Source organism: Microbacterium sp. Bi98, from assembly GCF_918698045.1.
Classification (GTDB): Bacteria; Actinomycetota; Actinomycetes; order Actinomycetales; family Microbacteriaceae; genus Microbacterium.
This window is the reverse complement of sequence record NZ_CAKKLK010000003.1, coordinates 131,931-156,005: the sequence shown is the minus strand read 5'-3', so window position 1 is coordinate 156,005 and position 24,075 is coordinate 131,931. Positions and strand designations below refer to the sequence as shown.

Below are 24,075 nucleotides of genomic sequence, written 5' to 3'. Positions count from 1 at the left end.
GGACCGCGGTACCACCTCGCGTGCCGCGCCTCACGGCGGAGCCACTCTCACTGCGGCTGTGACGGGCCTGCCCCGCTCGGTTCTACTGAGTCCGCCCTCGCGAGCCGACCGTTCTTCCGAGAGCTCCCCGGTGATGTCCGGATCACAGCTCTTGTCTCCCATTGTACGCGCGGTGCGGCGCGTGCGCCTCCTGCCTCCTGAGCGCGGCCGAAGTCCGTGCGCGCTTCCGACGTCGGTTCTGTCTTCGGGGCCCGCGCCCCCGTCGGCCGAATGCACCTCCGTCGGCCAGTCTCCGGGAATTCGGCCGAGGTACGACCATCTGTCCGACGGTGCGAAGCGTCTGAACGGCGGGTCACTCACCCCGCGCGGTGCAGTCCCTGCGCGACCGCGCGCATGATCAGGTCCTGCACGATGTGCCAGTCGAACATGACGTGCGTGTACGACACGCGCATCACGTGATACCCCATCAGCCGCAGTTCGGCATCGTGCCGGATGTCTTCGGATCGCTGCGCACCGACGTGGTGGGCCCCGTCGATCTGTACGACGAATCGGTCGCCGATCAGAGCGTCGACGCGGTGGCCCGCGATCCAGATCTGCACGCGGATCGGCTCTCTCAACCACCGCAGTCGCGCACGAAGGTAGGTCTCCAGCCCCGCATCGGCGAAAGGAGTGGCCCGTTCGAGAATCAGCCGCGCCGCCGGCTTCCACGAGTATCCGCGCAGAGCTTCCATCGTGACGAGCGACTTGTTGAGCGCTGACTCCCAGGTCGCGAGCGCCCGCTCGAAAGGCTCGCACTCAGCGATGTACGCCAGCACATTCTCGATCGGATCGACGAGCACATCCGGATGACGCGGCACGATCGGACTGCCCCAGTGCACCTGCGCGTCGACACGTCGCCTCCCCGCGGCGTTCGGCCCGACGGCGACGTGTGGCTTGCCCGAATCGTCGTGCAGCCAGAGACCGAGCCGAGCGGCTTGAGTACGGCAGGTCAGCACGACGCCTCGGCGCGCCGCGCTGATCAGCATCCCGTCGGCGGAAGGCACCGCGAGCCATCCTCGTCGCGGCCGGATCAGCACACCGCCTTCGACCGCCGACGCGACCAGGCTCCGAGCGAATCCGCGCTCTTGGATGACGGTGACACGCACGACGCCGCCGAGCTCCGTCATCGTCGCAAGCAAGTCCTCTGACGTTCTCCGCACCCAGCCAGTGTGGGACGTATCGCGTGCGCGTCGCCCCCCGTTCCAGGCTTGTGCGCACAACGGCGTCTCGTGGCGTTCTGTGCAGGAGCGGTCGAGGCGTCCGCAGACGTCGCTCGCTCGCCACTCTCGTGCTCCCACTCTCGCTCGGCCGAATCCACCTCCCTCGGTCCGATTCCGCGCGATAGGCCGAGTGAAGCGCATCCGGCCGAGGAAGGCGCGGCCGAACCGAGGAAGGAGCAGCTGAACCGAGGAAGGAGCAGCCGAACCGAGGAGTGTCTCACCCACCCCCTACCCTCGAAGCATGGCCCGCTCCCCCGAATCCCCTGCGGCTCCCCGCGTTTCGCCTCCCGACCTTCCCCTCGAGTTCGAGTCGGCGACGGCTCGGCGCAGCGCCGACCTGCTGGCGGCACAGCTCGATCTCGAGGTCGCAGCCGATCTCGCCCACGCCTCACTCGAGCAGTGCACGATCACGGCCGACGCCGACAGTGTCGATCTGACCGGAGCCACCCTCATCGACGTCGACATGACGGGTGTCCGCATCGCCTCGCTCAAGATGCGGGATGCCGGCATCCGTCGCGTGCGCATCAGCGGCGGACGCATCGGCACGCTCGATCTGAGCAGCGCCCGAATCGACGAGCTGGAGCTCCGCGACGTGCGGATCGACTATCTGAACCTGGGGGCGTCGAAGGCCACGGACATCGAGATCACCGCGTGCAGCATCCGGACGATCGACATGCCCCAGGCCGAGCTCACCCGCGTGCGCTTCACCGACACGCGCTGCGACGAGGTGGACTCCCGCGGCATGCGCGCCACGCACGTCGACCTGCGCGGGCTCGACGCCTCGGCGTTCCTCGATGCGAACAGCCTCCGCGGCACGACCCTGAGCAGCTTCCAGGTGCAACAGCTCGCACCGGTACTCGCGGCGGGGATCGGCATCCAGGTCAGGGACTGACGGGCCGGTTCGCGTCGAGCAGCTCCTGAGTGAACGGATGCTGCGGCGATTCGAACACGTCCGTGACTGCACCCTGTTCGACGATGACGCCGTCCTGCATCACCAGCACGTCGTCGGCGACCGCCCCGACGACATCGAGATCGTGCGACACGAAGATCATGGTCAGCCGACGCTCGCGCTGCAGCCTCAGCAGCAGCTGGATCACGCGCTCACGCACCGACGGATCCAGAGCCGACACCGGCTCGTCCAGCACGAGCACCTCGGGCTCGGCAGCCAGTGCCCGAGCGATGGCGGCACGCTGTCGCTGCCCACCCGACAGCGCGGACGGCCGCCGGGTCGCCAATACGGGGTCGAGGTCGACCTCGGCGAGAAGCTCGGACACCCGCGCGGCCCGCAGCGCCCGAGGCACGCCGCCCGCGGCGAGCGCCTCCCTCAGCGACCGCCCGATGCTCCATCGGGGATCGAATGCGCCGAGCGGATTCTGGTGCACGAGCTGCACGCGGTGCTCGCCGATCCAGCGCAGGCCGCCGTCGTCCGGCTGCTCGACGCCGACGATCATCCGGGCGAGCGTCGTCTTGCCCGACCCCGATTCCCCGACGATGCCGAGTGTGCGTCCCTGATGCACGGCGAACGACGCGTCGTTCACGGCGGCGATCTCCTCGTATGTCCTGGTGACGCCTGTGGCGACGAGCACGGGTGTCACGTCGTCGGTAGAGGTCACACGCGGCTCGTGCATCGTCGCGGCGATCAGCTGTCGGGTGTACGCGTGCTGCGGCTTCTCGAGAACCTCGCCGACGGGCCCGGACTCGACGACCACGCCGTTGCGCATCACCAGCACGCGATCGGCGATGCGACGGACGGCCGCGAAGTCGTGGCTGATGAACACGATCGCGGTGCCGGCGTCGGCGATGTCGCGGAGGAGTCCGAGGATCCTCGCCTGCACCGTCGCATCGAGAGCCGTGGTCGGCTCGTCCGCGACGAGGATCGCGGGTTCGGCCGCGATGGCCGAGGCGATCAGTGCCCGCTGCCTGAGTCCGCCGGAGAGCTCGTGCGGGTACTGCCGCGCTCGGCGGGCGGCGTCCGGCATCCAGACGCGGTGCAGCAGCTCCTGCACTCTTTCGCGCAGCGCCGCTCGTCCGGACCTGAGGCCGTGGAGACGCAGGGGTTCGGCGATCTCCGATCCCACCCGTTGCAGCGGATCGAGCGAGACGAGGGCATCCTGCGAGACGAGCGCGATGCCCGCGGCGCGCAGAGACCGCCAACGCCGCTCGCCGAACCGCGCGACATCCGTCCCGTCGATGATGAACCGTTCGAACCGCACCCGTGCGTCTGCGGGCGTCAGTCCGAGAAGTGCCCGCGCGGTGAGCGACTTGCCCGCGCCCGACTCACCGACGATGGCGACGCACTCCCCTCGCGCCACCGACAGCGACACCCCGTCGACGACGGGCGTCCCACCGAAGTCGATGCGCAACCCCTGCAGCTCGAGCGCTTCCGTCACGACGTCCGCCCCTCTGCTCTGGCACGCAGCACGCGGCCGACGATCGTCGCCGCGATCACGGTGACGGTGATCGCGATGCCGGGGAACACGGCGATCCACCAGGCCTGTCCGAGCACGTTGCGTCCTCCGGCGAGCATGAGGCCCCACTCGGGAGTCGGCTCCGATGGGCCGAGACCGAGGAAGCTGAGTCCGGCGGCCGCGAGGATGCTCGAGCCGATGCCGATCGTCGCGAGCACGCTCAGCGACCCGAGCACACCCGGCACGACATGCCGGACGAACGCGGGCACAGGGGGGACGCCGAGGATCCGGGCGGCCTCGACGTGCTCGGCGCTGCGGAGGGTGCGGGTCTGCACCCTCGCCAACCGGATGTAGACGGGGACGGCGGCGAGCGTCACGGCGATCGCGATGTTGACCGGTCCGGGCCCGAGCACCGCCACGACCACGAGCGCGACCAGGAACTCGGGGAAGGCCATGAGCACATCGTTCACCCGCATGAGTGCCGCGTCGACTCCCCGCGGGGCGAGGCCGGCGAGCGCACCGATGAGCAGCCCCACGGCGAGCGCGATGCCCGTGGCGAGCAGGCCGATGCCGATCGAGCGCCCGGCCCCGTAGAGCACGCGCGAGTAGACGTCACGCCCGCTCTGATCGGTGCCGAACAGATGCTCGGCGCTGGGCGGCAGAAGCGATGCGCGCACGTCGGTCTGAAGAGGGTCGTGCGTGGCGAGGACAGCGGGGAAGGCCGCAGCGAATGCGAGCACCAGCAGCACGGCCACGGCGCACCAGAGCAGCACGGTCTGCGCGCGCTTCATCGCCTTCCTCCCCGCCCGGTGCGCAGCCGAGGATCGATGAGCGGATGCAGCAGCTCGATCACGAGGTTCACGATCACGAAGACGATGGCACTGAGCAGGATGATCCCGGTGATCACCGGCAGATCGCGGTTCGTGATGGCCGCGAGGGTGACCCGGCCGAGGCCCGCCCTGGCGAACACGGTCTCTACGAGCACCGCTCCTCCGAGCACCGATCCGGTCAGGTAGGCCGCCAGGGTCACGGCATTCGCGGCACCGTGTCTCAGCCCGTGACGCAGCGTGAACCAGGATGGGCTCGCACCCCGCGCCCGCACGGTCTCGGCGAACGGCATCCGCTCGGCCTGCACGAGTCCATCCCGCAGCACCTGGCTGAGCAGCGCCGCCACGGGAAGCGCGAGCGTGATGGCCGGCAGCACGATCGTCGCCGGATTGCGGGCACCCGAGACAGGGAACCACCCCAGTCCGAATGCGAAGACGCTGAGCAGGATCAGTCCGATCCAGAACACGGGCGACGACAGGATGACGAGCTCGATGCCCGCGGCGACGGCTCGTCCTGCCTGGCCTCGCACCAGCAGGGCGACGGCGAGCGCGAGCAGTACGGCGATCACGAGAGCCAGCGCCGAGAGCTGCAGCGTCGATCCGAGCTGACGGCCGATGACCTCGGTCACCGGCATCCGCAGCTGATACGACTCGCCCAGGTCTCCCCGGGCGAGCTGACCGATGAAGGTCAGATACTGCTCGAGCGGGGGTCGATCGAGGCCGAGCTCCGCACGGATGCCGTCCTTGACCGCCTCGCTCACCTGAGCCTGCGGCCCGAGCATCACCGAGACCGGATCGCCCGGGATGACGCGGAACGCCAGGAAGACGAGTGTCGCCGCGCCCCAGAGCACGATCACGACGGATGCCGCGAGACCGGCGATCCGGATGAGCGCTGCCTTCACCGTTGGCGCCCTCTCGACGATCTCTGAGCACCCTTCGGCACGCGGCGCTCGCTCACGAACGATACCGCAGCGATATGCCCAAGGGGGCTCGACGACTCAGCGGTCAGCCGACGCTCACGTCGTAGAACAGCGGACGTCCGTACAGGTCGTAGTCGAGACCGCTGACCCGCTCGCCGACGGCGGTGATCGCCGAGGGGCTGTAGAGCGGGACGATGGCCGTGTACTCCGCATTCCACTCCTGCAGCTGCGTGTAGATGCTGTTGCGCTCGTCCTGATCGCTGGAGGCGACGGCCTGGTCGAGCAGAGCGTCGATCTCCGGATCGGTGACCTGGGAGGCGTTCTGGAACCCCTCTGTGTGCAGGTGCGCACGGAGGAAGTCGGGGTCGACGCCGGAGAATCCCCAGTCCGTCAGGTCGAAGGTCTTCGGACCGTACTGCTCGTTGTAGGCGCCGGGCTCCAGCACCTCGCGCACGACCTCGAACCCGATCCCCTTGAGATCCGACTGGATGGCGTTCGCCAGGGCGGCCCGGTCGTCCGGCACCGGGGTCCATGCGATCCACCGCGCAGACAGGCGCTTACCGTCCTTCATGCGGATGCCGTCGCTGTCGCGCTCCGTCCAGCCGGCCTCGTCGAGGAGAGCGTTCGCCGCTGCTGCATCGAAAGGCCAGCTGTCCTCGAGGGAGGCGTCGTACCCGGGAGTCGTCGAGCCGAGCACGCTCCATGCTCGTGGGAACTGCCCGAAGAAGATCTCCTCGACGGCGGCGTCGACGTCGATGCCCCGAGCGAATGCCTGGCGCACCTTCTCGTCGGCGAAGACACCGTACTTCTCGTTGAGGTACAGCGAGTACGGCAGGCCGGGGTACTCGACCGAGTCCACGGTGATGCCGTCGCCGAGATCTCCCGCGAGGTTCGGGGGGATGTTGCTCGCGAGGTCCGCCTCGCCGCTCTGCACGACGCCCGTGCGCACGGAGGCCTCCGGCTGGATCTCGACGCGCAGCGTCTCGACCTCCGCCGCATCCTCGCCGTGCGGCCCCCAGGCGTAGTCATCGTTCCGGGTGTACACCAGCTCCTGATCGGGCGTGTACTCGGTGAGCACGAACGGACCGGTGCCGACCGTGACATCGGGCCCTCCGGCCTTCAGCTGGTCGGCGGACTCCGCCAGCACGGCCGGTGAGTAGAACCCGAGCTGCGGCGTGCTGGCCGCCTGCAGGAACGGCGCGTACGGCTGGGTGAAGCTGACCGTGACGGTGTGCTCGTCGACAACCTCCGTACCCGCGTAGAAGTCTGCTCCGAGCATCGACGCCGCCTGCGCCGACTCCGTCTCGGGGTCGACGATGCGGTCGAAGTTCGCCTTGACCGCCTCGGCGTCGAAGACCTCGCCGTCGGTGAACGTCACGTCGTCACGGAGGACGAAGGTGTACTCCGTGCTGTCGTCGGAGACGGTCCACTCCTTCGCCAGCCAGGGGCTGAACGAGCCGTCGTCCTCCTGGAAGACCAGCGAGTCGAGCACTGCCCGCTGCACCATGCCGGAGACGTCGAGCTGGCTCACCTGCGGATCCATGTGCCCGGCAGAGAGGTTCGCGCCCTCGATCGACCAGACGAGCTCTCCGCCGTCGGACTCGGAGGACGGCGCGGCGCAGGAGCTGAGCAGGAGGGCGCTCACGGCGACGGTGGCACCGAGCGGGATCGCGCGGCGCAGGAAGGTGGTGGGCATGCTGTTCCTCGGGAGGGAAGGCGAAGGGACGCGGACGCGTCGTTTGTTGGACTGGATCCAATTCTAGAGCGTCCTCTTCACCCCCGGCGCTGCGCGGCAGGACCGGAACTCTGCACTGCCGCGGGCGATTAGACTGTGGGACACAATCCACACTCAGGCACGCTCACACAGTGCCGCATACATCGCTCGAGGAGAACCTTCATGTCCGCTATTCCCGACAAGCCCGCACTCGAAGGTCTCGAAGCGAAGTGGGGTGAGACCTGGTCCGAGCGGGGCACGTACCTGTTCGACCGCATCCGCGCCGCGGAGTCCGGCCGCGAGGGCGTCTACTCCATCGACACTCCCCCGCCGACCGCATCCGGAAGCCTGCACATCGGGCACGTCTTCTCGTACACGCACACCGATGTCAAGGCGCGCTTCGAGCGCATGCGCGGCAAGAACGTGTTCTACCCGATGGGGTGGGACGACAATGGACTGCCCACCGAGCGCCGCGTGCAGAACTACTACGGCGTGCGGTGCGACCCGACGCTCCCCTACCAGAGCGACTTCACCCCGCCGTTCGAAGGCGGCGACAACAAGTCCAGCCGCGCTGCCGACCAGGTGCCCATCAGCCGCCGCAACTTCATCGAGCTCTGCGAACGTCTGACGATCGAGGACGAGAAGCAGTTCGAGGCGCTGTTCCGCCAGCTCGGCCTCTCGGTCGACTGGACGCAGACCTACCGCACCATCTCCGACGACACGATCCGTCAGAGCCAGCTCGCATTCCTGCGCAACCTCGAGCGCGGCGAGGCCTATCAGTCGCTCGCTCCGACGCTGTGGGACATCGACTTCCGCTCGGCGATCGCCCAGGCCGAACTCGAGGATCGCGACCAGCAGGCCGCGTACCACACCATCGACTTCCCGTTCGCCGACGGATCCGGCTCGATCACGATCGAGACCACCCGCCCCGAGCTGCTTCCCGCGTGCATCGCGATCGTGACCCACCCCGAGGGCCCGCACAAGCACCTGATCGGCACGAAGGTGCGCACGCCCTTCTTCGGCGCCGAGATCGAGATCCACGGCCACCACCTCGCACAGCCCGACAAGGGCACCGGCGCCGCGATGGTCTGCACCTTCGGCGATGTGACCGACATCATCTGGTGGCGCGAGCTGCGCACGGCGGCGGGCGACCACCTCCCGAACATGACCACGATCGGCCTCGACGGACGCTTCCTCCCGACGGCGCCGTCGATCGTCGCCGACGCCGACGCGATCGACTGGTACACCGCCGAACTCGCGGGCAAGACGGTGTTCTCCGCGCGCAAGGCGATCGTCGAGAAGCTGCAGGAGACCGGAGACATGACGGCCGTCGGCAAGCCGTTCAACCACGCCGTGAAGTTCTTCGAGAAGGGTGACCGCCCTCTCGAGATCGTCTCGACCCGCCAGTGGTACATCCGCAACGGCGCACGCGACGCGAACCTGCGCGACGAGCTGCTCGAGCGCGGCACGCAGCTGGCGTGGCACCCGGACTTCATGCGGGTTCGCTACGAGAACTGGGTCGGAGGTCTGACCGGAGACTGGCTGGTGTCGCGTCAGCGCTTCTTCGGCGTGCCGATCCCGCTCTGGTACGGCCTCGACGAGAACGGCGAGCGCGACTACGACCGCGTGATCGCTCCCGATCACGCCAGTCTCCCCATCGACCCGACGACCGACGTGCCGGAGGGATACACCGAGGATCAGCGCGGCGTGGCCGGTGGTTTCGAAGCCGAGGCCGACATCCTCGACACCTGGGCCACCTCGTCGCTCACTCCGCAGCTCGCCGGTGGATGGCAGCGCGACGAGGAGCTGTGGCAGCTCACGGCACCGTTCGACCTGCGCCCGCAGGGACAGGACATCATCCGCACCTGGCTCTTCTCGACCATGCTGCGCTCGACCCTCGAAGACGGGCGCTCGCCGTGGCGCAACGCCGCGATCTCGGGCTTCATCGTCGACCCCGACCGCAAGAAGATGTCGAAGTCGAAGGGCAACGTCGTCACGCCGGCGGACATCCTCGAGACCCACGGATCGGACGCGGTGCGCTACTGGGCCGCCTCCAGCCGCCTGGGAATGGATGCCGCCTTCGACCCGCAGAACCCGACGCAGGTCAAGATCGGCCGCCGACTGTCGATCAAGGTGCTCAACGCGGCGAAGTTCGTGCTGTCGTTCCCGGTGCCCGAAGGCGCCCAGGTGACGCACGCCCTCGACGCCTCGATGCTGACAGGCCTCGACGCCGTGATCGCCGAGGCGACCAAGGCGTTCGAGAACTACGACCAGGCCAAGGCGCTGGAGGTCACCGAGGCGTTCTTCTGGACGTTCTGCGACGACTACCTCGAGCTCGTCAAGGAGCGCGCCTACAACCAGAACGACGTGGGCCAGGCCTCCGCGGCACTCGCACTGCGCCTGGCGCTGTCCACGCTGCTGCGCCTTCTCGCGCCGATCCTCTCGTTCGCGACCGAAGAGGTGTGGTCGTGGTTCGAAGAAGGCTCGGTCCACACCGCCGCGTGGCCGGAACCTCTCGGCATCGACGGTGACACGGCGGTGCTGTCGGCCGCGAGTGAGGCACTGATCGGCATCCGCCGCGCCAAGACCGAGGCGAAGGCATCGCAGAAGACTCCGGTATCTCGTGCCGCGATCGCGGCGCCCGCCGCCAAGCTCGACGCACTCCGCGCCGCAGCCGAAGATCTCAAGGCCGTCGGCCGCATCGCCGACCTCGAGTTCACCGAGGCCGACGAGTTCGCGGTCACCGCGATCGAGCTCACTCCGGTCGAGGGGGCATGATGCAGCTGGGTACGCGGTGGGCCACCGGCTCGGAGCCGCCGGCATCCGTTCCCGCCGCGCTCCGGCCGGCGATCGCCGAGGTCGAATCCCGCGGCCTCACCGGACACTGGACGCTCACATGGCTCGAGGGCCGTGCGATCGCCGAGCTCGATGCGGGCTGGGAGGTCGTGCAGACCGGGGCCGGCGACGTGATCGCCCGCCCGTTCGAGGACTGACGAACTCTGATCAGAAAGCCCCCTGTCCGGAACTCCAGACAGGGGGCTTCGCTGCGTGTGGCGATGTCATCGACGCGGCAGGCCGAGCTGCGCGAGCATGTGGTCGACGGCGTGGGGATCCTGGCGTCTGGTCTGCTGCTCGCGCAGGAGATCCAGCGCGAGCGTCCGCCTCTCGGCCCGACGTTCGATGCGATGTTCCACGAAGGCCGTGAGCAGCCCGGCGAGGCCGAGCAGCCTGCGCTCAGTGCGCGTCGGGGCGACGAGTCGGATGGTCGCGCTGGTCATGATTCCTCCGTCTTCGAGTCGGCGGCATCCGCGAGCACAGCACCGGAGGCCGGCAGGTCGAAGAGCTCGGTGCGCAGCGACACCCGGCGCACATCCGGCCCGGTCTGGCCGCGGAATCGCTCGACCGCGCTGTCGACCACCGCCATGAGCTCATCCTTGAGACCCGCCATCTGCGAGGGGGTCATCTCGAGCAGAGTCGTGGCGATCAACCCGGTGTCCTTCCAGCCCTCGGGCACGTCCGTGTCCGGCCGATTCACGTAGGACATCAGGGTCTCGTGGCGAAGTCGGAAGAACTCGGACGAGACGATCTGCGCCGCGGCTCGATTCGCCGGTGACATGCTCTGACTGGGACCGGGGATGTCGATGCGTCCTTCGGGAAGCTCCCACCAGCGCTCTCGGGCCGTGCCGCGGCCCTCGACCTCGTGGATGAGGTCGTGCGCCGAGAGCGTTCGCAGGTGATAGCTGGTCGACCCGGACGTCTCGCCCAGCATCGAGGCGAGCGAACTCGCCGTCTGCGGCCCGTGAGTGCTGAGCAGGTCGAAGATCCTCACACGCAGCGGGTGAGCGAGGGCTTTGAGCGCCCCCGCGTCGAGGCGTCGCAACTGCAGTTCGTCTTCCATACCGTCGACGGTACTCTTGCAAAGACTTCTTTGCAAGCTAATCTTTGCAAATTAACCTTTGCACGCGTCTGCGTCATACGGCCAGAGCCCGTGCCGTCACGGACGCCGCCGCCGGGAAGCGAGTCCCTGTAGCGGGTGATGGCTAGGCTCAGAGGATGACCGACGTCGCGAATCCCCTGCTTCAGCCGTCCACGCTCCCCTACGGTCTTCCCGACTTCGCTGCCATCAGGCCCGAGCACTACCTGCCGGCATTCCAGGCCGCGTTCGACGAGCACCTCCGAGAGATCGCCCGGATCACGATGGTGCGCTCGATGCCCACCTTCGAGAACACGATCGAGGCGCTGGAGCGCTCAGGAGAGCTGCTCGACCGCGTCGCGCATGCGTTCTACACCGTGACCTCGGCCGATGCGACGCCGGAGATCCAGGAGATCGACGAACAGCTCGCTCCTCTCATGGCGGCCCATCAGGATGCCATCACTCTCGACGCTGCGCTGTACTGGCGCGTCCAGCAGGTGCACTCGCACCTCGACGATCTCGAGCTCGATGATGAGCAGCGGTACCTCGTCGAACGGCACCACCGCGAGATGACCCACGCGGGCGCGGCCCTCGGCGACGAGGCGAAGAGCAGACTCACCGCCCTGAACCAGCAGCTGTCGACGCTGAACAACACCTTCGAGCGCAACCTCCTCAACGACACGAACGACCTCGCGGTGGTGTTCGACTCGCCGGAGGAGCTCGCGGGCCTCAGCAGCGGTGAGCTCTCCGCAGCGGCTCGCTCGGCGGCGGATCGCGGCCTCGACGGACGCTTCGTCATCTCCCTCCCGCTGTTCACCGGGCATCCGTACCTGGCGCAGCTCCGCGATCGCGAGTCGCGTCGCCGCATCCTGGCGGCCTCGCAGTCGCGCGCGTCGCGTAACAACGGGAACGACAATCGTCCCGTGCTCGCCGAGATCGTGCGCCTCCGCGCCGAGCGCGCGGCACTGCTCGGCTATGCCTCGCACGCCGCGTACGTGACGGCAGACGAGACGGCCGGCACGCCGGACGCGGTCGAGCGGATGCTGCGCGATCTCGCGGCGCCATCTGCACGCAACGCACGAGCCGAGAAGGAAGCCCTGCAGGCGATCGTCGACGAGACCGAGGCGACGCCCTTCGCGGTCGAGGCGCACGACTGGGCTTTCTACACGGAGAAGGTGCGGACCGCCCGATACGCGATCGACACGAGCGTGCTCCGTCCGTGGTTCGAGGCCGAGCGGGTCCTGAAGGACGGCGTGTTCTTCGCTGCGACGAAGCTCTACGGGGTGACGTTCACAGAGCGCCGGGACCTCCGGGCCTACCACCCGGGTGCGCGTGTGTTCGAGGTGAGGGACGCGGACGGGAGCGCGGTCGGACTGTACGTGCTCGATCTCTACACCCGCGACTCGAAGCGCGGTGGCGCCTGGATGAATCCGATCGTGAGCCAGTCGCGCCTGCGCGGGACGCTGCCCGTGGTGGTCAACAACCTCAACGTGGCGCTCCCCGGAGAGGGAGAGCCCACGCTGCTCACCCTCGACGAGGTCACGACGCTCTTCCACGAGTTCGGCCACGCTCTGCATGGCCTTTTCGCCGTCGTCACCTACCCGCACTTCGCCGGAACGAACGTCTTCCGCGACTTCGTGGAGTTCCCGAGTCAGGTGAACGAGATGTGGATCCTGTGGCCCGAGGTCCTCGACAACTATGCCCGGCATCATGAGACGGGAGAGCCGCTCGACCCCGCGATCGTCGAACGACTGCGCGCGACGGAGACGTTCAACCAGGGCCACGACACGAGCGAATACCTCGCAGCCGCCTGGCTTGACCAGGCATGGCATCGCGTGAGCACGCAGACGGAGATCCTCGACGTGGCCGACTTCGAGGCCGCCGCCCTCGCCGACATCGGACTCGACGATCCTGCCGTGCCGACCCGCTACTCGTCGACCTATTTCGCACACGTCTTCTCGGGCGGATACAGCGCCGGCTACTACTCCTACATCTGGAGTGAGGTTCTCGACGCGGACACCGTCGAGTGGTTCCGCGAGAACGGCGGACTCACCCGCGAGAACGGCGACCGGTTCCGCTCCCGTCTCCTCGGCGTCGGAGGGTCCAAGGATCCGCTCGACGCCTACCGCGATTTCCGCGGGCGCGATGCAGAGATCGCACCGCTCCTGAAGCGGCGCGGACTCGAGGCGTGATCAGGTCGCACGCCACGTGACCTCAGCGGTCGAGCAGCTCCATCGCCTTGTACCAGGTGAGCTGGTGGTAGCTCTGCGCGAGGTGATCGCCGAGGCCGTCGAGAGACACGACGTGCACGGCGATCGCCTCGCTCTCATCGAGCGACTGCTCGGTGACTCGCACGCAGCCCCGCGCGAGGAAGTGATGCACCCGGTTGGTGTGGCTGCCGAAGTTGGCCCAGGTGGGACCGAGGTCGATCATCTCGTCGGGCTCGTACCCGGTCTCCTCGCGCAGCTCGCGGATCGCGGCCACTTCCGGTGACTCGCCGGCCTCCACACCGCCACCGATCGTCCCGACCGCGACGATTCCTGCACCATGGCGATACTCGTCGACGACGATCGCGTGGCCATCCCGATCGACGGCGAGCACCGAGATCCAGTCGCCGTATTCGAGCACGTAGTACGGAGCGATCGAGTGTCCTCGCTCGTCGACGCAGTCATCCGCGCGCACGCGGATCCAGCGGTCTGCATGCACCAGCTCGCTGTCGACCACCCGCCAGGGCGAGGGAGCGGAACTCACGCGCTCTTGCGCTTGCGCTCCATCACGATCGTCGGCGGAGCGCCCTCGTCGACGGCCGCCTGGGTGACGATGACCTTCGCGACGTCTTCGGCCGAGGGGATCTCGAACATGATCGGACCGAGCACGTCTTCGAGGATGGCCCGCAGTCCGCGAGCGCCGGTCTTGCGCTCGACGGCGAGGTCGGCGATCGAACGGAGCGCGCCCTCTTCGAATTCGAGCTGAACGCCGTCGAGTTCGAACATGCGCTGGTACTGCTTGACGAGTGCGTTGCGCGGACCAGTGAGGATGTCGATGAGCGCATCCTGGTCGAGCGGAGACACCGATGTCACGACCGGAAGACGACCGATGAACTCGGGGATCAGACCGAACTTGTGCAGGTCCTCCGGAAGCACCTCGCTGAACAGGTCGAGGTCCTTGCCCTTGTCGTGCAGCGGAGCACCGAAGCCGATTCCGTGCTTGCCGACGCGTGCCGACACGATGTCCTCGAGGCCCGCGAACGCGCCCGCGACGATGAACAGCACGTTGGACGTGTCGATCTGGAGGAACTCCTGGTGCGGGTGCTTGCGCCCACCCTGCGGGGGCACCGATGCGACCGTTCCCTCGATGATCTTCAGCAGGGCCTGCTGGACGCCCTCACCTGAGACATCGCGGGTGATCGAGGGGTTCTCCGCCTTGCGGGCGATCTTGTCGACCTCGTCGATGTAGATGATGCCCTGCTCTGCGCGCTTGACGTCGTAGTCCGCCGCCTGGATGAGCTTGAGCAGGATGTTCTCGACATCCTCGCCGACGTAGCCGGCCTCGGTGAGCGCCGTGGCGTCCGCGACAGCGAACGGCACGTTGAGCTTCTTCGCGAGGGTCTGGGCGAGGTAGGTCTTGCCGCATCCGGTCGGCCCGATGAGCAGGATGTTGCTCTTCGCGATCTCGACGCTCTCGGCCTTCTGCTCGGCCGTCTGGAGGGTACCGTGCGCGCGGATCCGCTTGTAGTGGTTGTACACCGCGACGGCCAGTGCCTTCTTGGCTGGCTCCTGTCCGACGACGTACTCCTCGAGGAAAGAGAAGATCTCGCGCGGCTTGGGGAGTTCGAAGTCCGCCGTGCCGTCGGCGGAGGACTCGGCCATCCGCTCCTCGATGATCTCGTTGCACAGCTCGACGCACTCGTCGCAGATGTACACACCGGGTCCTGCGATGAGCTGCTGCACCTGCTTCTGGCTCTTTCCGCAGAACGAGCACTTGAACAGGTCAGCGCTTTCGCCGATACGGGCCATGCGCGTCCTCCTAGGGGGATCCTGAGATCGTCTACTGAGCCTAACCGCTGCATCCGACACCGGGACGCATTGGCGCGGCGTCGTACATCTCGAGTCCGTATCGCCCGTCCGCGTCTGCTCCGCCCAGACTCCGCGCAGAGCATCGGAGGGCACGTTATCTGCGCCAGGCGAAATAGCCCGTCACCGAAGGCGAAGGGATATCAGTGCGACCCTGTGCGATGTAGTGCGTCTCGACGGCAAGGACCTGGCCACTGTCCGTGGCGACGCGGGTCCTCCCCGAACCGAATGCCGTGGGCTAGCATGCGCGCGTGCTGCTGCTCGAAATCATCGGTCTCGAGAGAGAACGCGACGTCGCCAGCGGCTTGGCGGCCAGCTCGCAGGGGTTCCCGCACCATGCCGTCATCGCACGATCAGGAGTTGCCGGGTCTCTGATCGGCAGTGCCGGTCCACTCGAACGATGCCGAATGCTGAGAGCCCCGTAGCTGATGCTGCGGGGCTCTCGTGCGCGCGGGGGGGGCGGATTCCGCCGACGCTAGACCAGGCTCTTGGTGTGCCAGACGGTCTACGTGTTTCCAGGCTCGGTCAGGTCACCCGTGGCCATGCAGAGCTGCATCGCCGGAAGCACGACGTCGACGATCAGGTCAGCGATCTCGACCGCGAGCTCTCGGTGCCCCCTCCCGCTCGCATCGAGCGACCACCAACGGTCCTGGCCGTCGATGAGTTGCCCTGCTCGCACCTCCCAGAACTCTCCTCTGCGCCCGTATCCGACGTTCGGCGACGGCTTCGCCGGATAGTGTCGCTCCGCGCGCACCTGGTTCCAGAAGGCTTTCGGGATCACCTGCGCGTTGATCGTCAACCTCGACCGACTGCTCGTACTCGCAGTCGACGTCTGAATACCGACCTGAGCGAACCAGTCGGCATCGGGGAACACGAACGTCCGCTCCGTACCTCGAAATTCCGCCGCCCGCAGAATCGGCGCGACATCTTCTCGCAGCATCGAACGCAGCTGCTCTTGCGCAGTAACCATCGCTGAGGTCACGACTCAAATCAGACGAGGCTCTTGGTGTGCCAGACGGTCTTGACCTCGGTGAAGGCGCCGATGCGCTCCGGAGACGCGGTGACCGCGCCGGGAGTCAGCACGCGCTTGAGCGTCTCGGCGGCGGCGATCTGCATGTCGATCCACTCGAGATCGCCGGCACCGGCCAGATCGAGCGCATTGACGTCCTGGTGCGAGGCGAGCCAGGGCGCCATCTCGGCGGGAGACCCGGTGAGCACGTTGACGACGCCCCCGGGCACATCGCTCGTGGCGAGCACCTCAGCGAGGCTGATGGCCGACAGCGGGAACCGCTCGCTCGCGATCACGACGACCGTGTTGCCTGCGACGAGCGCAGGAGCCACGACCGAGACAAGACCGAGCAGCGCGGAGTCCTGCGGTGCGACGATCGCGACCACGCCGGTCGGCTCCGGCACCGAGATGTTGAAGTACGGACCCGAGACCGGGTTCGCGTTGCCCGCGACCTGCGCGTACTTGTCGCACCAGCCGGCGTACCAGACCCAGAGGTCGATAGCCTCGTCGACCTGCGCGGCGGCGGCGGACGTGGAGACGCCCTCCTGCGCGGCGATCTCGTCGATGAACTGCGCGCGGCGACCCTCGAGGACCTCGGCGACCCGGTACAGCACCTGCCCGCGGTTGTATGCGGTGGCGCCGGACCACCCCTTCACGGCGGCACGTGCGGCCACGACGGCATCCCGTGCGTCCTTGCGCGAGCCCTGGGCGGCGTTCGCGAGGAATGCCCCCTTCGCCGACAGCACCTCGTAGGTGCGGCCGGACTCGCTGCGCGGGAAGGCGCCGCCGATCGCCAGCTTGTAAGTCTTCGGAACGGTCAATCGCTTGCTCATGCGGAGGCCCCCTTCAGGTATGCGGTGAGACCCTGACGTCCGCCTTCACGGCCGTATCCGGACTCCTTGTAGCCGCCGAACGGACTAGACGGGTCGAATCGGTTGAACGTGTTCGCCCAGATGACACCGGCACGCAGACGGTCGGCGACCGCGAGGATGCGCGAGCCCTTGTCCGACCAGATGCCGGCGGAGAGGCCGTACGGCGTGTTGTTCGCCTTGGCGATCGCCTCGGCCGGCGTACGGAACGTCAGCACCGACAGGACGGGCCCGAAGACCTCGTCGCGGGCGATGCGATGCGACGCCTCGACACCGGTGAAGATCGTCGGAGCGAACCAGAACCCCTTGTCGGGGATCGCGCAGTCCGCGGTCCAGCGCTCTGCGCCCTCGGCCTCGCCGATGTCGCTCAGCTCACGGATGCGGGCGAGCTGTGCCGCCGAGTTGATCGCGCCGATGTCGGTGTTCTTGTCGAGCGGGTCGCCGAGGCGCAGCGTCGACAGGCGGCTCTTCAGGCGATCGATGACCTCGTCATGGATCGACTCCTGCACGAGCAGTCGGCTTCCGGCGCAGCACACATGCCCCTGATTGAAGAAGATGCCGTTCACGATGCCCTCGACGGCCTGGTCGATCGGCGCGTCATCGAACACGATGTTGGCGGCCTTGCCGCCGAGCTCGAGCGTGACCTTCTTGTCGGTCCCCGCGACGGCCCGTGCGATGTCGCGGCCGACACCGGTCGAACCCGTGAAGGCGACCTTGTCGACGTCGGGGTGACGCACGAGCGTGGCCCCCGTGGAACCGGCACCCGTGATGATGTTGACGACACCGGCCGGCAGATCCGCCTGCTGCAGGATCTCTGCGAAGATCAGCGCCGTCAGCGGCGTGGTCTCCGCAGGCTTGAGCACCACGGTGTTGCCTGCCGCCAGAGCAGGAGCGAGCTTCCATGCGAGCATCAGCAGCGGGAAGTTCCAGGGGATGATCTGCCCGGCCACGCCGAGCGCACGCGGGTTGGCGCCGAGTCCGGCGTAGTCGAGCTTGTCAGCCCACCCCGCGTAGTAGAAGAACCAGGAGGCGACGAGAGGCACGTCGACATCGCGGCTCTCCTTGATCGGCTTCCCGTTGTCGAGGCTCTCGGCGACCGCGAGCTCGCGAGCCCGCTCCTGCACGAGACGTGCGATGCGGAAGAGGTACTTGCCGCGATCGCGGCCGCTCATCTTCGACCAGGTCTTCTCGTAGGCGCGACGCGCGGCGGCGACCGCCCGGTCGACGTCCGCGTCGCTCGCCGAGGCGATCTCGGCGATGTGGCTCTCGTCAGCCGGCGAGATCGTCGCGAAGCTCGAGCCCGATCCGTCGACGAACTCGCCGTCGATGAACAGTCCGTAGCTGTCCTTGAGGTTGAGTACTGCCTTCGACTCCGGTGCCGGAGCGTATTCCAGGAATGACATATGCGGGCTCCTAGTCGATCGTGACGTAGTCGGGGCCGGAGTAGTGGCCGGTGGTGAGCTTCTGGCGCTGCAGCAGCACGTCGTTCAGCAGGCTCGAGGCGCCGAAGCGGAACAGGTGCGGCTGGAGCCATTCCTCCCCCACGGTCTCGGCGACCGTCACGAGGTACTTCACCGCATCCTTCGACGCGCGGATCCCGCCGGCGGGCTTGACGCCGATGCGCTCTCCCGTACCCCGGTGCCAGTCGCGCACTGTCTCGAGCATGAGCAGCGTCGTCGGCAGCGTCGCCGCCGGCTGCACCTTCCCGGTGGAGGTCTTGATGAAGTCGCCCCCGGCGAGGATGCCGAGCCACGATGCGCGCTTGATGTTGTCGTAGGTGTTGAGCTCGCCGGTCTCGAGGATCACCTTGAGCGAGGCGTATGAACCGTCGGCACGACGGCATGCCTCTTTCACCTGGGCGATCTGGTCGTACACGAGTCCGTATCGGCCCGAGAGGAACGCTCCTCGGTCGATGACCATGTCGATCTCGTCGGCGCCGGCCGCGACCGCTTCGGCGGTGTCGGCCAGCTTGATGGCCAGCGAAGAACGTCCGCTGGGGAACGCGGTGGCGACCGCGGCGACCGAGATGAGTCCGTCGTCCGGATCGCCGTGCAGAGCTCCGAGCGCCTCGACCGCGTCGCCGACCATGTCGCCGTACACGCAGACGGCGGCGACCCGGGGGGTCGTCGGGTCGGCGGCATCCGGATTCTTCGCCTTGGCGACCAGCGAGCGCACCTTACCGGGGGTGTCGGAGCCTTCGAGGGTGGTGAGGTCGATCAGCTTGATGATCGTGTCGAGTGCCCAGGCCTTCGACGTGGTCTTGATCGAACGCGTGCCGAGTGCGGCCGCGCGCTGCTCCAGGCCGACGGCGTCGACACCCGGGAGTCCGTGCAGGAACCGGCGGAGCGTGGCGTCATCCGGCTCACCGCCGAGAACGTCCACCGCCGATCTGCGGCTGAGTTCTTGGGTCGTCATCGTTCCTCCAACAATGCTCGTGCTGTGGTCTCATCTGTCACCAGAACGCTGCACAGGCCGCTGGTCACGACTGTGCGCGCGATGTCATGCTTGGCGTCACCGGCGGTGACGAAGATCGAGCGCTTCGCGGCGCGCAGGCGCCCGAGGTCGACTCCGACCGTCCGGGCGTCGAGCTGCGGGTCGACGATGTTGCCGTCGGCGTCGATGTACCGCCCGAGGACGTCGCCTACGGCACCACGGCGCGCGAGCTCTTCGACATCGGATGCCGAGAGGTAGCCGTTCTCGACATGCGCGGAGGTCGCATCGCAGGGCCCCGCGGTGAACAGGAACGCCTGCGCTTCGGCCGCTTCGACGAGGACGGCCGCGACGGTGCGGTCGGCTTCGATCGCCTGCTTGGTCTCGACGCGTTCGAGGATCGCCGGGCTCGGCAGGAGGGACACGTGTCCGGATGCACGCTGGGCGATGGTGACGGCGAGGCCCGCGGCTCCGCCCGAACGGCGGTTGAGGCTCACTCCCCCGTTGAGCTGCACGACGGTGACGCCGGTCGCCCATCCTTCGGGCAGCGACTCTGCGACGGCGCGCAACGTACGCCCCCAGCTGACGCCGAGCGTGCGGGGCACCGGCCGCATCGCAGTGAGGTAGTCGGCCGCGGCCTGGGCGACCCGCTCGAGGGTCCCGTCATCGCCGTCCGGGGAGGGAACGACGACGGCAGCCGTGAGGCCATGGCGTTCGACGAGCTGGCGCTCGAGTCCGAGTCGGCGCGCACGCGGGTGCACGATCTCGATGCGGACGATGCCACGCTCTCTGGCCTGTGTGAGAAGGCGCCCCACCTTCCAGCGGGACAGCTTGAGGAGGGCGCCGATCTCGTCCTGCGTCTTGTCCTCGTCGTAGTACAGCTCGGCGACGCGGACCATGATCAGTTCTTCTTCCATGGCATCCTCCTTCCGTCTCCAGCATACGTCCGTAGCACCGTTCGCGCACCTTGATGCTCATATGAGCATTGACGCTTCCAGTGTTCGCACATTCGCCGGAGACGACGAAAGGACGCCGACCCTGAAGGGCCGACGTCCTCTCACCATGTAGATGCGATCACATGCGCTTGCGCGAGGTGAGCACCTGGTCGACGATGCCGTAGTCCAACGCCTCAGCGGCGGACAGGATCTTGTCACGGTCGATGTCGCGGTTGACCTGCTCGACCGACTTGCCCGTGTGACGAGCCATGGTCTCCTCGAGCCAGGTGCGCATGCGCAGGATCTCGGCCGCCTGGATCTCGATGTCGGATGCCTGGCCGTGCCCCGCCTCGCCCATCGCCGGCTGGTGCATGAGCACACGGGCGTTGGGCAGAGCCAGGCGCTTGCCGGGGTGACCGCCTGCGAGCAGCACCGATGCGGCCGAAGCCGCCTGGCCGAGCACCACGGTCTGGATCTGCGGAGCGACGTACTGCATCGTGTCGTAGATCGCCGTCATCGCGGTGAACGAACCACCGGGCGAGTTGATGTACATGGTGATGTCACGCTCGGAGTCCTGGCTCTCGAGAACGAGCAGCTGCGCCATCACGTCGTCGGCCGACGCATCGTCGACCTGGACGCCGAGGAAGATCACTCGATCTTCGAACAGCTTGTTGTAGGGGTCCTGGCGCTTGAAGCCGTATGCCGTGCGCTCCTCGAACTGAGGAAGCACGTAGCGGCTGGAGGGCAGATCGCCGGCAGAGCGGAAGGTGGGTGCGTACATGAGAGTCCTTTCGCTTTCCGTTACTTGATGTCCTGGTCGGTTCCGCCGCCACCGATGACGTCGGTGGCCGAGTCGCGGATGTGATCGACGAAGCCGTACTCGAGCGCCTCGTCGGCGGTGAACCAGCGGTCGCGGTCACCGTCTTCGTTGATCTGCTCGACCGACTTGCCGGTCTGCGCCGCGGTGATCTCGGCGAGGCGGTTCTTCATCGAGGTGATCAGCTGCGCCTGCGTCTGGATGTCGCTCGACGTTCCGCCGAAGCCACCGTGCGGCTGGTGCAGCAGCACGCGGGCGTTGGGCGTGATGTAGCGCTTGCCCTTCGTGCCCGCGGTCAGCAGCAGCTGACCCATCGATGCGGCCATGCCGATGCCCACGGTGACGATGTCGTTCGGGACGAACTGCATCGTGTCGTAGATCGCCATGCCCGCGGTGATCGATCCACCGGGCGAGTTGATGTAGAGGTAGATGTCCTTCTCGGAGTCCTCTGCGGCGAGAAGGAGGATCTTCGCGCAGATCTCGTTCGCATTGTCGTCGCGCACCTCCGATCCCAGCCAGATGATGCGGTCTTTCAACAGTCGGTCGAAGACGCTCGTAGCGAGGAGGGGTTCTGCAGCCATGTCAGCTCCTGATTCCGTGTTTCAGTGATTCGAATCTACCGGCGACAACGCAGCGCTCAGGCCGTGTTCGCCGTCGGCATATCAGGCGTCGAGTTCCGCGATCTCGTGTGCGTACGCGGTCATCGAGCGGTGGTACCGCGGCAGGTGCGGCACGAGTGCGAGGAGAGCGACCGACAGGCCCCGCGCCGGGCGTCCGGAACTCGCCAGGATCAGCGCGTGGACCGTCGCCACGGCATCCCGGTAGGGGCCGTCCGCCGAGAGCTCCTCCTCCGCACGGATGACGGCGAGGGCATCGTCGTACTCGCCCAGATTGCGCAGTGAACTCGCCAGCTGGATCACGCACTGCGGGCGGTGCTCGTCGTCGAGACCCAGTGCGAGCGCACGCCGGTAGAGTTCGACTGCCTCGGCGGGGCGGCCGGCCGAATCACGTGCCCCGGCGCGCTCGAACTCCGCGCGGGCGTCATCGACGCCGCGCTCGGCCGCCAGCGCGTCGATCCGGGCGATCGTCTGGTCTCCGACCTCTTCGCCGGACGCGTCGTCCCACACCTCGTCGATGCGTTCGTCCCAGGTCTTCATGGTCTCCTCGTTCATCTGCTCTCCCACTGACGCGAAAGGGGCGGATGCCGCAGCATCCGCCCCTCATGAGATCGTGTCCGATCACTCCGCCTTGTCGGCAGCCTTCTTGGCCGGAGCCTTCTTGGCTGCGGGCTTCTTCGCGGCGGGCTTCTCGGCTGCCTCCGCGTCGTCGGCCTTCTTCGCGGGCGCCTTCTTCGCAGCGGGCTTCTTCGCTGCCGGCTTCTCAGCGGCGTCGGCGTCGTCGGCCTTCTTCGCGGCAGCCTTCTTCGCGGGAGCCTTCTTGGCCGGCTTCTCGTCGGCAGCCGTCTCGGACTCGGCCTCGTCGTCGGTCACGACGAAGTCGGACAGATCGACGGGCTTGCCGTTCGTGTCGACGACCTTGACCTTGCCCAGGGCGATCGCGAGGGCCTTGTTGCGGGCGACCTCTCCGACGAGCGCCGGAAGCTGGTTCGACGACTGCAGAGCCTCGACGAACTCCTGGGGAGCCATGCCGTACTGCGAGGCGGACTGGATGAGGTACTGCGAGAGCTCCTCCTGCGAGACCTGCACGTCAGCCTGCTCGGCGATCGTGTCGAGCAGAACCTGCGTGCGGAACTGCTTCTCGCTGGCCTCGGTGACCTCGGCGCGGTGCACGTCGTCCTCGAGGCGGTTCTCACCCTCGAGGTGGTTGTGCACCTCGTCCTCGATGAGCTTCGGCGGCACGGGGATCTCGATCTGCTCGAGCAGCGTCTCGATGAGCTTGTCGCGAGCCGCGGAACCCTGAGTGAAGACGCCCTGCTGCGAGACGCGCTCGGCGAGGCTCGCGCGGAGCTCGGCGATCGTGTCGAACTCGCTCGCGATCTGCGCGAAGTCGTCATCGGCCTCGGGGAGCTCGCGCTCCTTGACCGCCTTGACGGTGACGGAGACCTCAGCCTCGGAGCCGGCGTGGTCGCCGCCCACGAGCGCAGAGCGGAACGTGGTGTCCTCACCGGCGGTGAGGGATTCGATCGCGTCGTCGATGCCCTCGAGCAGCTCACCCGAGCCGACCTCGTAGGAGACGCCCTCGGCGCGGTCGATCTCCGCACCGTCGATCGTGGCGACCAGGTCGAGCTCGACGAAGTCGCCCTTCGCGGCGGGACGGTCGACGGGAACGAGCGTTCCGAAGCGCGCGCGCAGGTTCTCGAGCTCTGCGTCGAGCGCGGCGTCGTCGGCCTCGACGGCGTCGACCGTCAGGGTGATGCCGTCGAATGCCGGGACCTCGATCTCGGGACGCACGTCCACCTCGATGTCGACCAGGAGGTCGCCCGAGAAGTCCTTCTCGTTCGGCCACTGGGTGATGTCGGCGGCCGGACGTCCGACGACGCGGAGCTTGTGCTCGACGGTCGCGTCGCGGAAGAACTTGTCGAGGCCCTCGTTGACCGCGTGCTCGATGACCGCGCCACGACCGATGCGCTGATCGATGATCGGAGCGGGGACCTTGCCCTTGCGGAAGCCGGGGATCTGGACGTCCTGAGCGATGTGCTCGTAGGCGTGCGCGATGCTGGGCTTGAGGTCGTCAGGGGTGACCGTGATGCTGAGCTTGACCCGGGTCGGGGTCAGCTTCTCGACGGTGCTGTTCGCCATTCTGGTGTGCTCTCCTTGTGATTTCCGCGCTGAATCGCGGCTGTCAGGCCGTTGAAGCCATGTCGGGGCGACAGGAGTTGAACCTGCGACCTCCCGCTCCCAAAGCGGGCGCTCTACCAAACTGAGCTACGCCCCGGGGAAT

22 protein-coding genes and 1 tRNA gene are annotated in these 24,075 nt (G+C 67.5%); 4 read left to right on the top strand and 19 right to left on the bottom strand.

The annotated features are described in order from the left end of the window. Window positions 1-356: 356 nt before the first annotated feature. Window positions 357-1,166 carry a DUF559 domain-containing protein gene (locus LQZ85_RS07430; protein ID WP_056278916.1) on the bottom strand — a complete coding sequence of 270 codons (810 nt, stop codon included), beginning with the start codon at window positions 1,164-1,166 and terminating at the stop codon, window positions 357-359. Window positions 1,167-1,500: 334 nt separating this feature from the next. Between LQZ85_RS07430 and LQZ85_RS07425 the strand changes: the two genes are divergently transcribed. After that, window positions 1,501-2,151: a pentapeptide repeat-containing protein gene (locus LQZ85_RS07425; protein ID WP_056278917.1), complete on the top strand. Its 651-nt coding sequence runs from the start codon at window positions 1,501-1,503 to the stop codon at window positions 2,149-2,151. Here LQZ85_RS07425 and LQZ85_RS07420 read toward each other — a convergent pair. The 4 genes from LQZ85_RS07420 to LQZ85_RS07405 all read right to left on the bottom strand — a co-directional run bounded on the left by LQZ85_RS07420 (window position 2,141) and on the right by LQZ85_RS07405 (window position 7,110). After that, window positions 2,141-3,649, bottom strand: a complete 1,509-nt coding sequence (locus tag LQZ85_RS07420) for an ABC transporter ATP-binding protein (protein WP_056278918.1) — start codon at window positions 3,647-3,649, stop codon at window positions 2,141-2,143. The two genes, LQZ85_RS07425 and LQZ85_RS07420, sit on opposite strands and share 11 nt — an antisense overlap. Next, a complete protein-coding gene (locus LQZ85_RS07415) occupies window positions 3,646-4,458 on the bottom strand; it encodes an ABC transporter permease (RefSeq protein WP_053096602.1) in 813 nt (270 codons plus the stop codon). The genes LQZ85_RS07420 and LQZ85_RS07415 overlap by 4 nt, the downstream gene beginning before the upstream one ends. Beyond that, window positions 4,455-5,396, bottom strand: a complete 942-nt coding sequence (locus LQZ85_RS07410) for an ABC transporter permease (RefSeq protein WP_056278920.1) — start codon at window positions 5,394-5,396, stop codon at window positions 4,455-4,457. Before LQZ85_RS07410 ends, LQZ85_RS07415 begins: the two co-directional genes overlap by 4 nt. Window positions 5,397-5,499: 103 nt before the next feature. Next, on the bottom strand, window positions 5,500-7,110 hold the full coding sequence (locus LQZ85_RS07405) for an ABC transporter substrate-binding protein (RefSeq protein WP_056278921.1): 1,611 nt from the start codon (window positions 7,108-7,110) through the stop codon (window positions 5,500-5,502). A gap of 201 nt (window positions 7,111-7,311) precedes the next feature. Here LQZ85_RS07405 and valS point away from each other — a divergent pair, with 201 nt between their 5' ends. Further along, window positions 7,312-9,906: a valine--tRNA ligase gene (gene valS / locus LQZ85_RS07400; protein ID WP_056278922.1), complete on the top strand. Its 2,595-nt coding sequence runs from the start codon at window positions 7,312-7,314 to the stop codon at window positions 9,904-9,906. Then, complete coding sequence (locus LQZ85_RS07395) at window positions 9,906-10,121, top strand: hypothetical protein (protein WP_056279118.1); 216 nt, start codon at window positions 9,906-9,908, stop codon at window positions 10,119-10,121. Before valS ends, LQZ85_RS07395 begins: the two co-directional genes overlap by 1 nt. 66 nt (window positions 10,122-10,187) lie before the next feature. On the opposite strand, the gene LQZ85_RS07390 is transcribed toward LQZ85_RS07395, so the two are convergent. Then, the gene (locus LQZ85_RS07390; RefSeq protein ID WP_056278923.1) at window positions 10,188-10,406 is read right to left on the bottom strand and encodes a hypothetical protein; all 219 of its coding nucleotides are present in this window, start codon (window positions 10,404-10,406) and stop codon (window positions 10,188-10,190) included. Then, on the bottom strand, window positions 10,403-11,026 hold the full coding sequence (locus LQZ85_RS07385) for a helix-turn-helix domain-containing protein (RefSeq protein ID WP_053096611.1): 624 nt from the start codon (window positions 11,024-11,026) through the stop codon (window positions 10,403-10,405). Before LQZ85_RS07385 ends, LQZ85_RS07390 begins: the two co-directional genes overlap by 4 nt. A gap of 155 nt (window positions 11,027-11,181) precedes the next feature. Between LQZ85_RS07385 and LQZ85_RS07380 the strand changes: the two genes are divergently transcribed. After that, complete coding sequence (locus LQZ85_RS07380; RefSeq protein ID WP_230100733.1) at window positions 11,182-13,233, top strand: M3 family metallopeptidase; 2,052 nt, start codon at window positions 11,182-11,184, stop codon at window positions 13,231-13,233. 22 nt (window positions 13,234-13,255) lie between these two features. On the opposite strand, the gene LQZ85_RS07375 is transcribed toward LQZ85_RS07380, so the two are convergent. The 12 genes from LQZ85_RS07375 to LQZ85_RS07320 form a co-directional block, all read right to left on the bottom strand. Continuing rightward, entirely contained in the window at window positions 13,256-13,792 is a 537-nt protein-coding gene (locus LQZ85_RS07375; RefSeq protein ID WP_230100732.1) for an NUDIX hydrolase, read from the bottom strand. Beyond that, window positions 13,789-15,057, bottom strand: coding sequence for an ATP-dependent Clp protease ATP-binding subunit ClpX (clpX, locus tag LQZ85_RS07370; RefSeq protein WP_053096617.1), 1,269 nt, complete (start codon window positions 15,055-15,057; stop codon window positions 13,789-13,791). Before clpX ends, LQZ85_RS07375 begins: the two co-directional genes overlap by 4 nt. Window positions 15,058-15,619: 562 nt before the next feature. Continuing rightward, a complete protein-coding gene (locus tag LQZ85_RS07365; RefSeq protein WP_230100780.1) occupies window positions 15,620-16,054 on the bottom strand; it encodes a DUF4304 domain-containing protein in 435 nt (144 codons plus the stop codon). Window positions 16,055-16,104: 50 nt separating this feature from the next. Next, window positions 16,105-16,956 (bottom strand): aldehyde dehydrogenase family protein, encoded by an 852-nt coding sequence (locus LQZ85_RS07360; protein ID WP_053096636.1) that lies wholly within the window; start codon window positions 16,954-16,956, stop codon window positions 16,105-16,107. Then, window positions 16,953-18,395 (bottom strand): aldehyde dehydrogenase family protein, encoded by a 1,443-nt coding sequence (locus LQZ85_RS07355; protein WP_053096638.1) that lies wholly within the window; start codon window positions 18,393-18,395, stop codon window positions 16,953-16,955. The genes LQZ85_RS07360 and LQZ85_RS07355 overlap by 4 nt, the downstream gene beginning before the upstream one ends. Window positions 18,396-18,405: 10 nt before the next feature. Next, window positions 18,406-19,407: a deoxyribose-phosphate aldolase gene (gene deoC, locus LQZ85_RS07350; protein WP_072591429.1), complete on the bottom strand. Its 1,002-nt coding sequence runs from the start codon at window positions 19,405-19,407 to the stop codon at window positions 18,406-18,408. Beyond that, window positions 19,404-20,339, bottom strand: coding sequence for a sugar-binding domain-containing protein (locus tag LQZ85_RS07345; RefSeq protein ID WP_056278928.1), 936 nt, complete (start codon window positions 20,337-20,339; stop codon window positions 19,404-19,406). Before LQZ85_RS07345 ends, deoC begins: the two co-directional genes overlap by 4 nt. A 157-nt stretch (window positions 20,340-20,496) precedes the next feature. Beyond that, entirely contained in the window at window positions 20,497-21,138 is a 642-nt protein-coding gene (locus LQZ85_RS07340; RefSeq protein ID WP_042540774.1) for an ATP-dependent Clp protease proteolytic subunit, read from the bottom strand. Between the two features lie 20 nt (window positions 21,139-21,158). After that, entirely contained in the window at window positions 21,159-21,755 is a 597-nt protein-coding gene (locus LQZ85_RS07335) for an ATP-dependent Clp protease proteolytic subunit (protein WP_053096644.1), read from the bottom strand. A gap of 81 nt (window positions 21,756-21,836) precedes the next feature. After that, a complete protein-coding gene (locus LQZ85_RS07330) occupies window positions 21,837-22,346 on the bottom strand; it encodes a tetratricopeptide repeat protein (protein ID WP_315985294.1) in 510 nt (169 codons plus the stop codon). Between the two features lie 66 nt (window positions 22,347-22,412). Then, window positions 22,413-23,933 carry a trigger factor gene (tig, locus tag LQZ85_RS07325; RefSeq protein ID WP_230100731.1) on the bottom strand — a complete coding sequence of 507 codons (1,521 nt, stop codon included), beginning with the start codon at window positions 23,931-23,933 and terminating at the stop codon, window positions 22,413-22,415. 62 nt (window positions 23,934-23,995) lie between these two features. Beyond that, window positions 23,996-24,069, bottom strand: a tRNA-Pro gene (locus tag LQZ85_RS07320). Between the last annotated feature and the right edge of the window lie 6 nt (window positions 24,070-24,075).

What these genes read in the sequence shown, in the direction of transcription:
- LQZ85_RS07430 (WP_056278916.1), bottom strand. Translation starts at nt 1,166, where the DNA reads ATGACGGAGCTCGGCGGCGTCGTGCGTGTCACCGTCATCCAAGAGCGC.
- LQZ85_RS07425 (WP_056278917.1), top strand. Translation starts at nt 1,501, where the DNA reads ATGGCCCGCTCCCCCGAATCCCCTGCGGCTCCCCGCGTTTCGCCTCCC.
- LQZ85_RS07415 (WP_053096602.1), bottom strand. Translation starts at nt 4,458, where the DNA reads ATGAAGCGCGCGCAGACCGTGCTGCTCTGGTGCGCCGTGGCCGTGCTG.
- LQZ85_RS07405 (WP_056278921.1), bottom strand. Translation starts at nt 7,110, where the DNA reads ATGCCCACCACCTTCCTGCGCCGCGCGATCCCGCTCGGTGCCACCGTC.
- valS (WP_056278922.1), top strand. Translation starts at nt 7,312, where the DNA reads ATGTCCGCTATTCCCGACAAGCCCGCACTCGAAGGTCTCGAAGCGAAG.
- LQZ85_RS07395 (WP_056279118.1), top strand. Translation starts at nt 9,906, where the DNA reads ATGCAGCTGGGTACGCGGTGGGCCACCGGCTCGGAGCCGCCGGCATCC.
- LQZ85_RS07390 (WP_056278923.1), bottom strand. Translation starts at nt 10,406, where the DNA reads ATGACCAGCGCGACCATCCGACTCGTCGCCCCGACGCGCACTGAGCGC.
- LQZ85_RS07385 (WP_053096611.1), bottom strand. Translation starts at nt 11,026, where the DNA reads ATGGAAGACGAACTGCAGTTGCGACGCCTCGACGCGGGGGCGCTCAAA.
- LQZ85_RS07380 (WP_230100733.1), top strand. Translation starts at nt 11,182, where the DNA reads ATGACCGACGTCGCGAATCCCCTGCTTCAGCCGTCCACGCTCCCCTAC.
- clpX (WP_053096617.1), bottom strand. Translation starts at nt 15,057, where the DNA reads ATGGCCCGTATCGGCGAAAGCGCTGACCTGTTCAAGTGCTCGTTCTGC.
- LQZ85_RS07365 (WP_230100780.1), bottom strand. Translation starts at nt 16,054, where the DNA reads ATGCTGCGAGAAGATGTCGCGCCGATTCTGCGGGCGGCGGAATTTCGA.
- LQZ85_RS07360 (WP_053096636.1), bottom strand. Translation starts at nt 16,956, where the DNA reads ATGAGCAAGCGATTGACCGTTCCGAAGACTTACAAGCTGGCGATCGGC.
- LQZ85_RS07355 (WP_053096638.1), bottom strand. Translation starts at nt 18,395, where the DNA reads ATGTCATTCCTGGAATACGCTCCGGCACCGGAGTCGAAGGCAGTACTC.
- deoC (WP_072591429.1), bottom strand. Translation starts at nt 19,407, where the DNA reads ATGACGACCCAAGAACTCAGCCGCAGATCGGCGGTGGACGTTCTCGGC.
- LQZ85_RS07345 (WP_056278928.1), bottom strand. Translation starts at nt 20,339, where the DNA reads ATGGAAGAAGAACTGATCATGGTCCGCGTCGCCGAGCTGTACTACGAC.
- LQZ85_RS07340 (WP_042540774.1), bottom strand. Translation starts at nt 21,138, where the DNA reads ATGTACGCACCCACCTTCCGCTCTGCCGGCGATCTGCCCTCCAGCCGC.
- LQZ85_RS07335 (WP_053096644.1), bottom strand. Translation starts at nt 21,755, where the DNA reads ATGGCTGCAGAACCCCTCCTCGCTACGAGCGTCTTCGACCGACTGTTG.
- LQZ85_RS07330 (WP_315985294.1), bottom strand. Translation starts at nt 22,346, where the DNA reads ATGAACGAGGAGACCATGAAGACCTGGGACGAACGCATCGACGAGGTG.
- tig (WP_230100731.1), bottom strand. Translation starts at nt 23,933, where the DNA reads ATGGCGAACAGCACCGTCGAGAAGCTGACCCCGACCCGGGTCAAGCTC.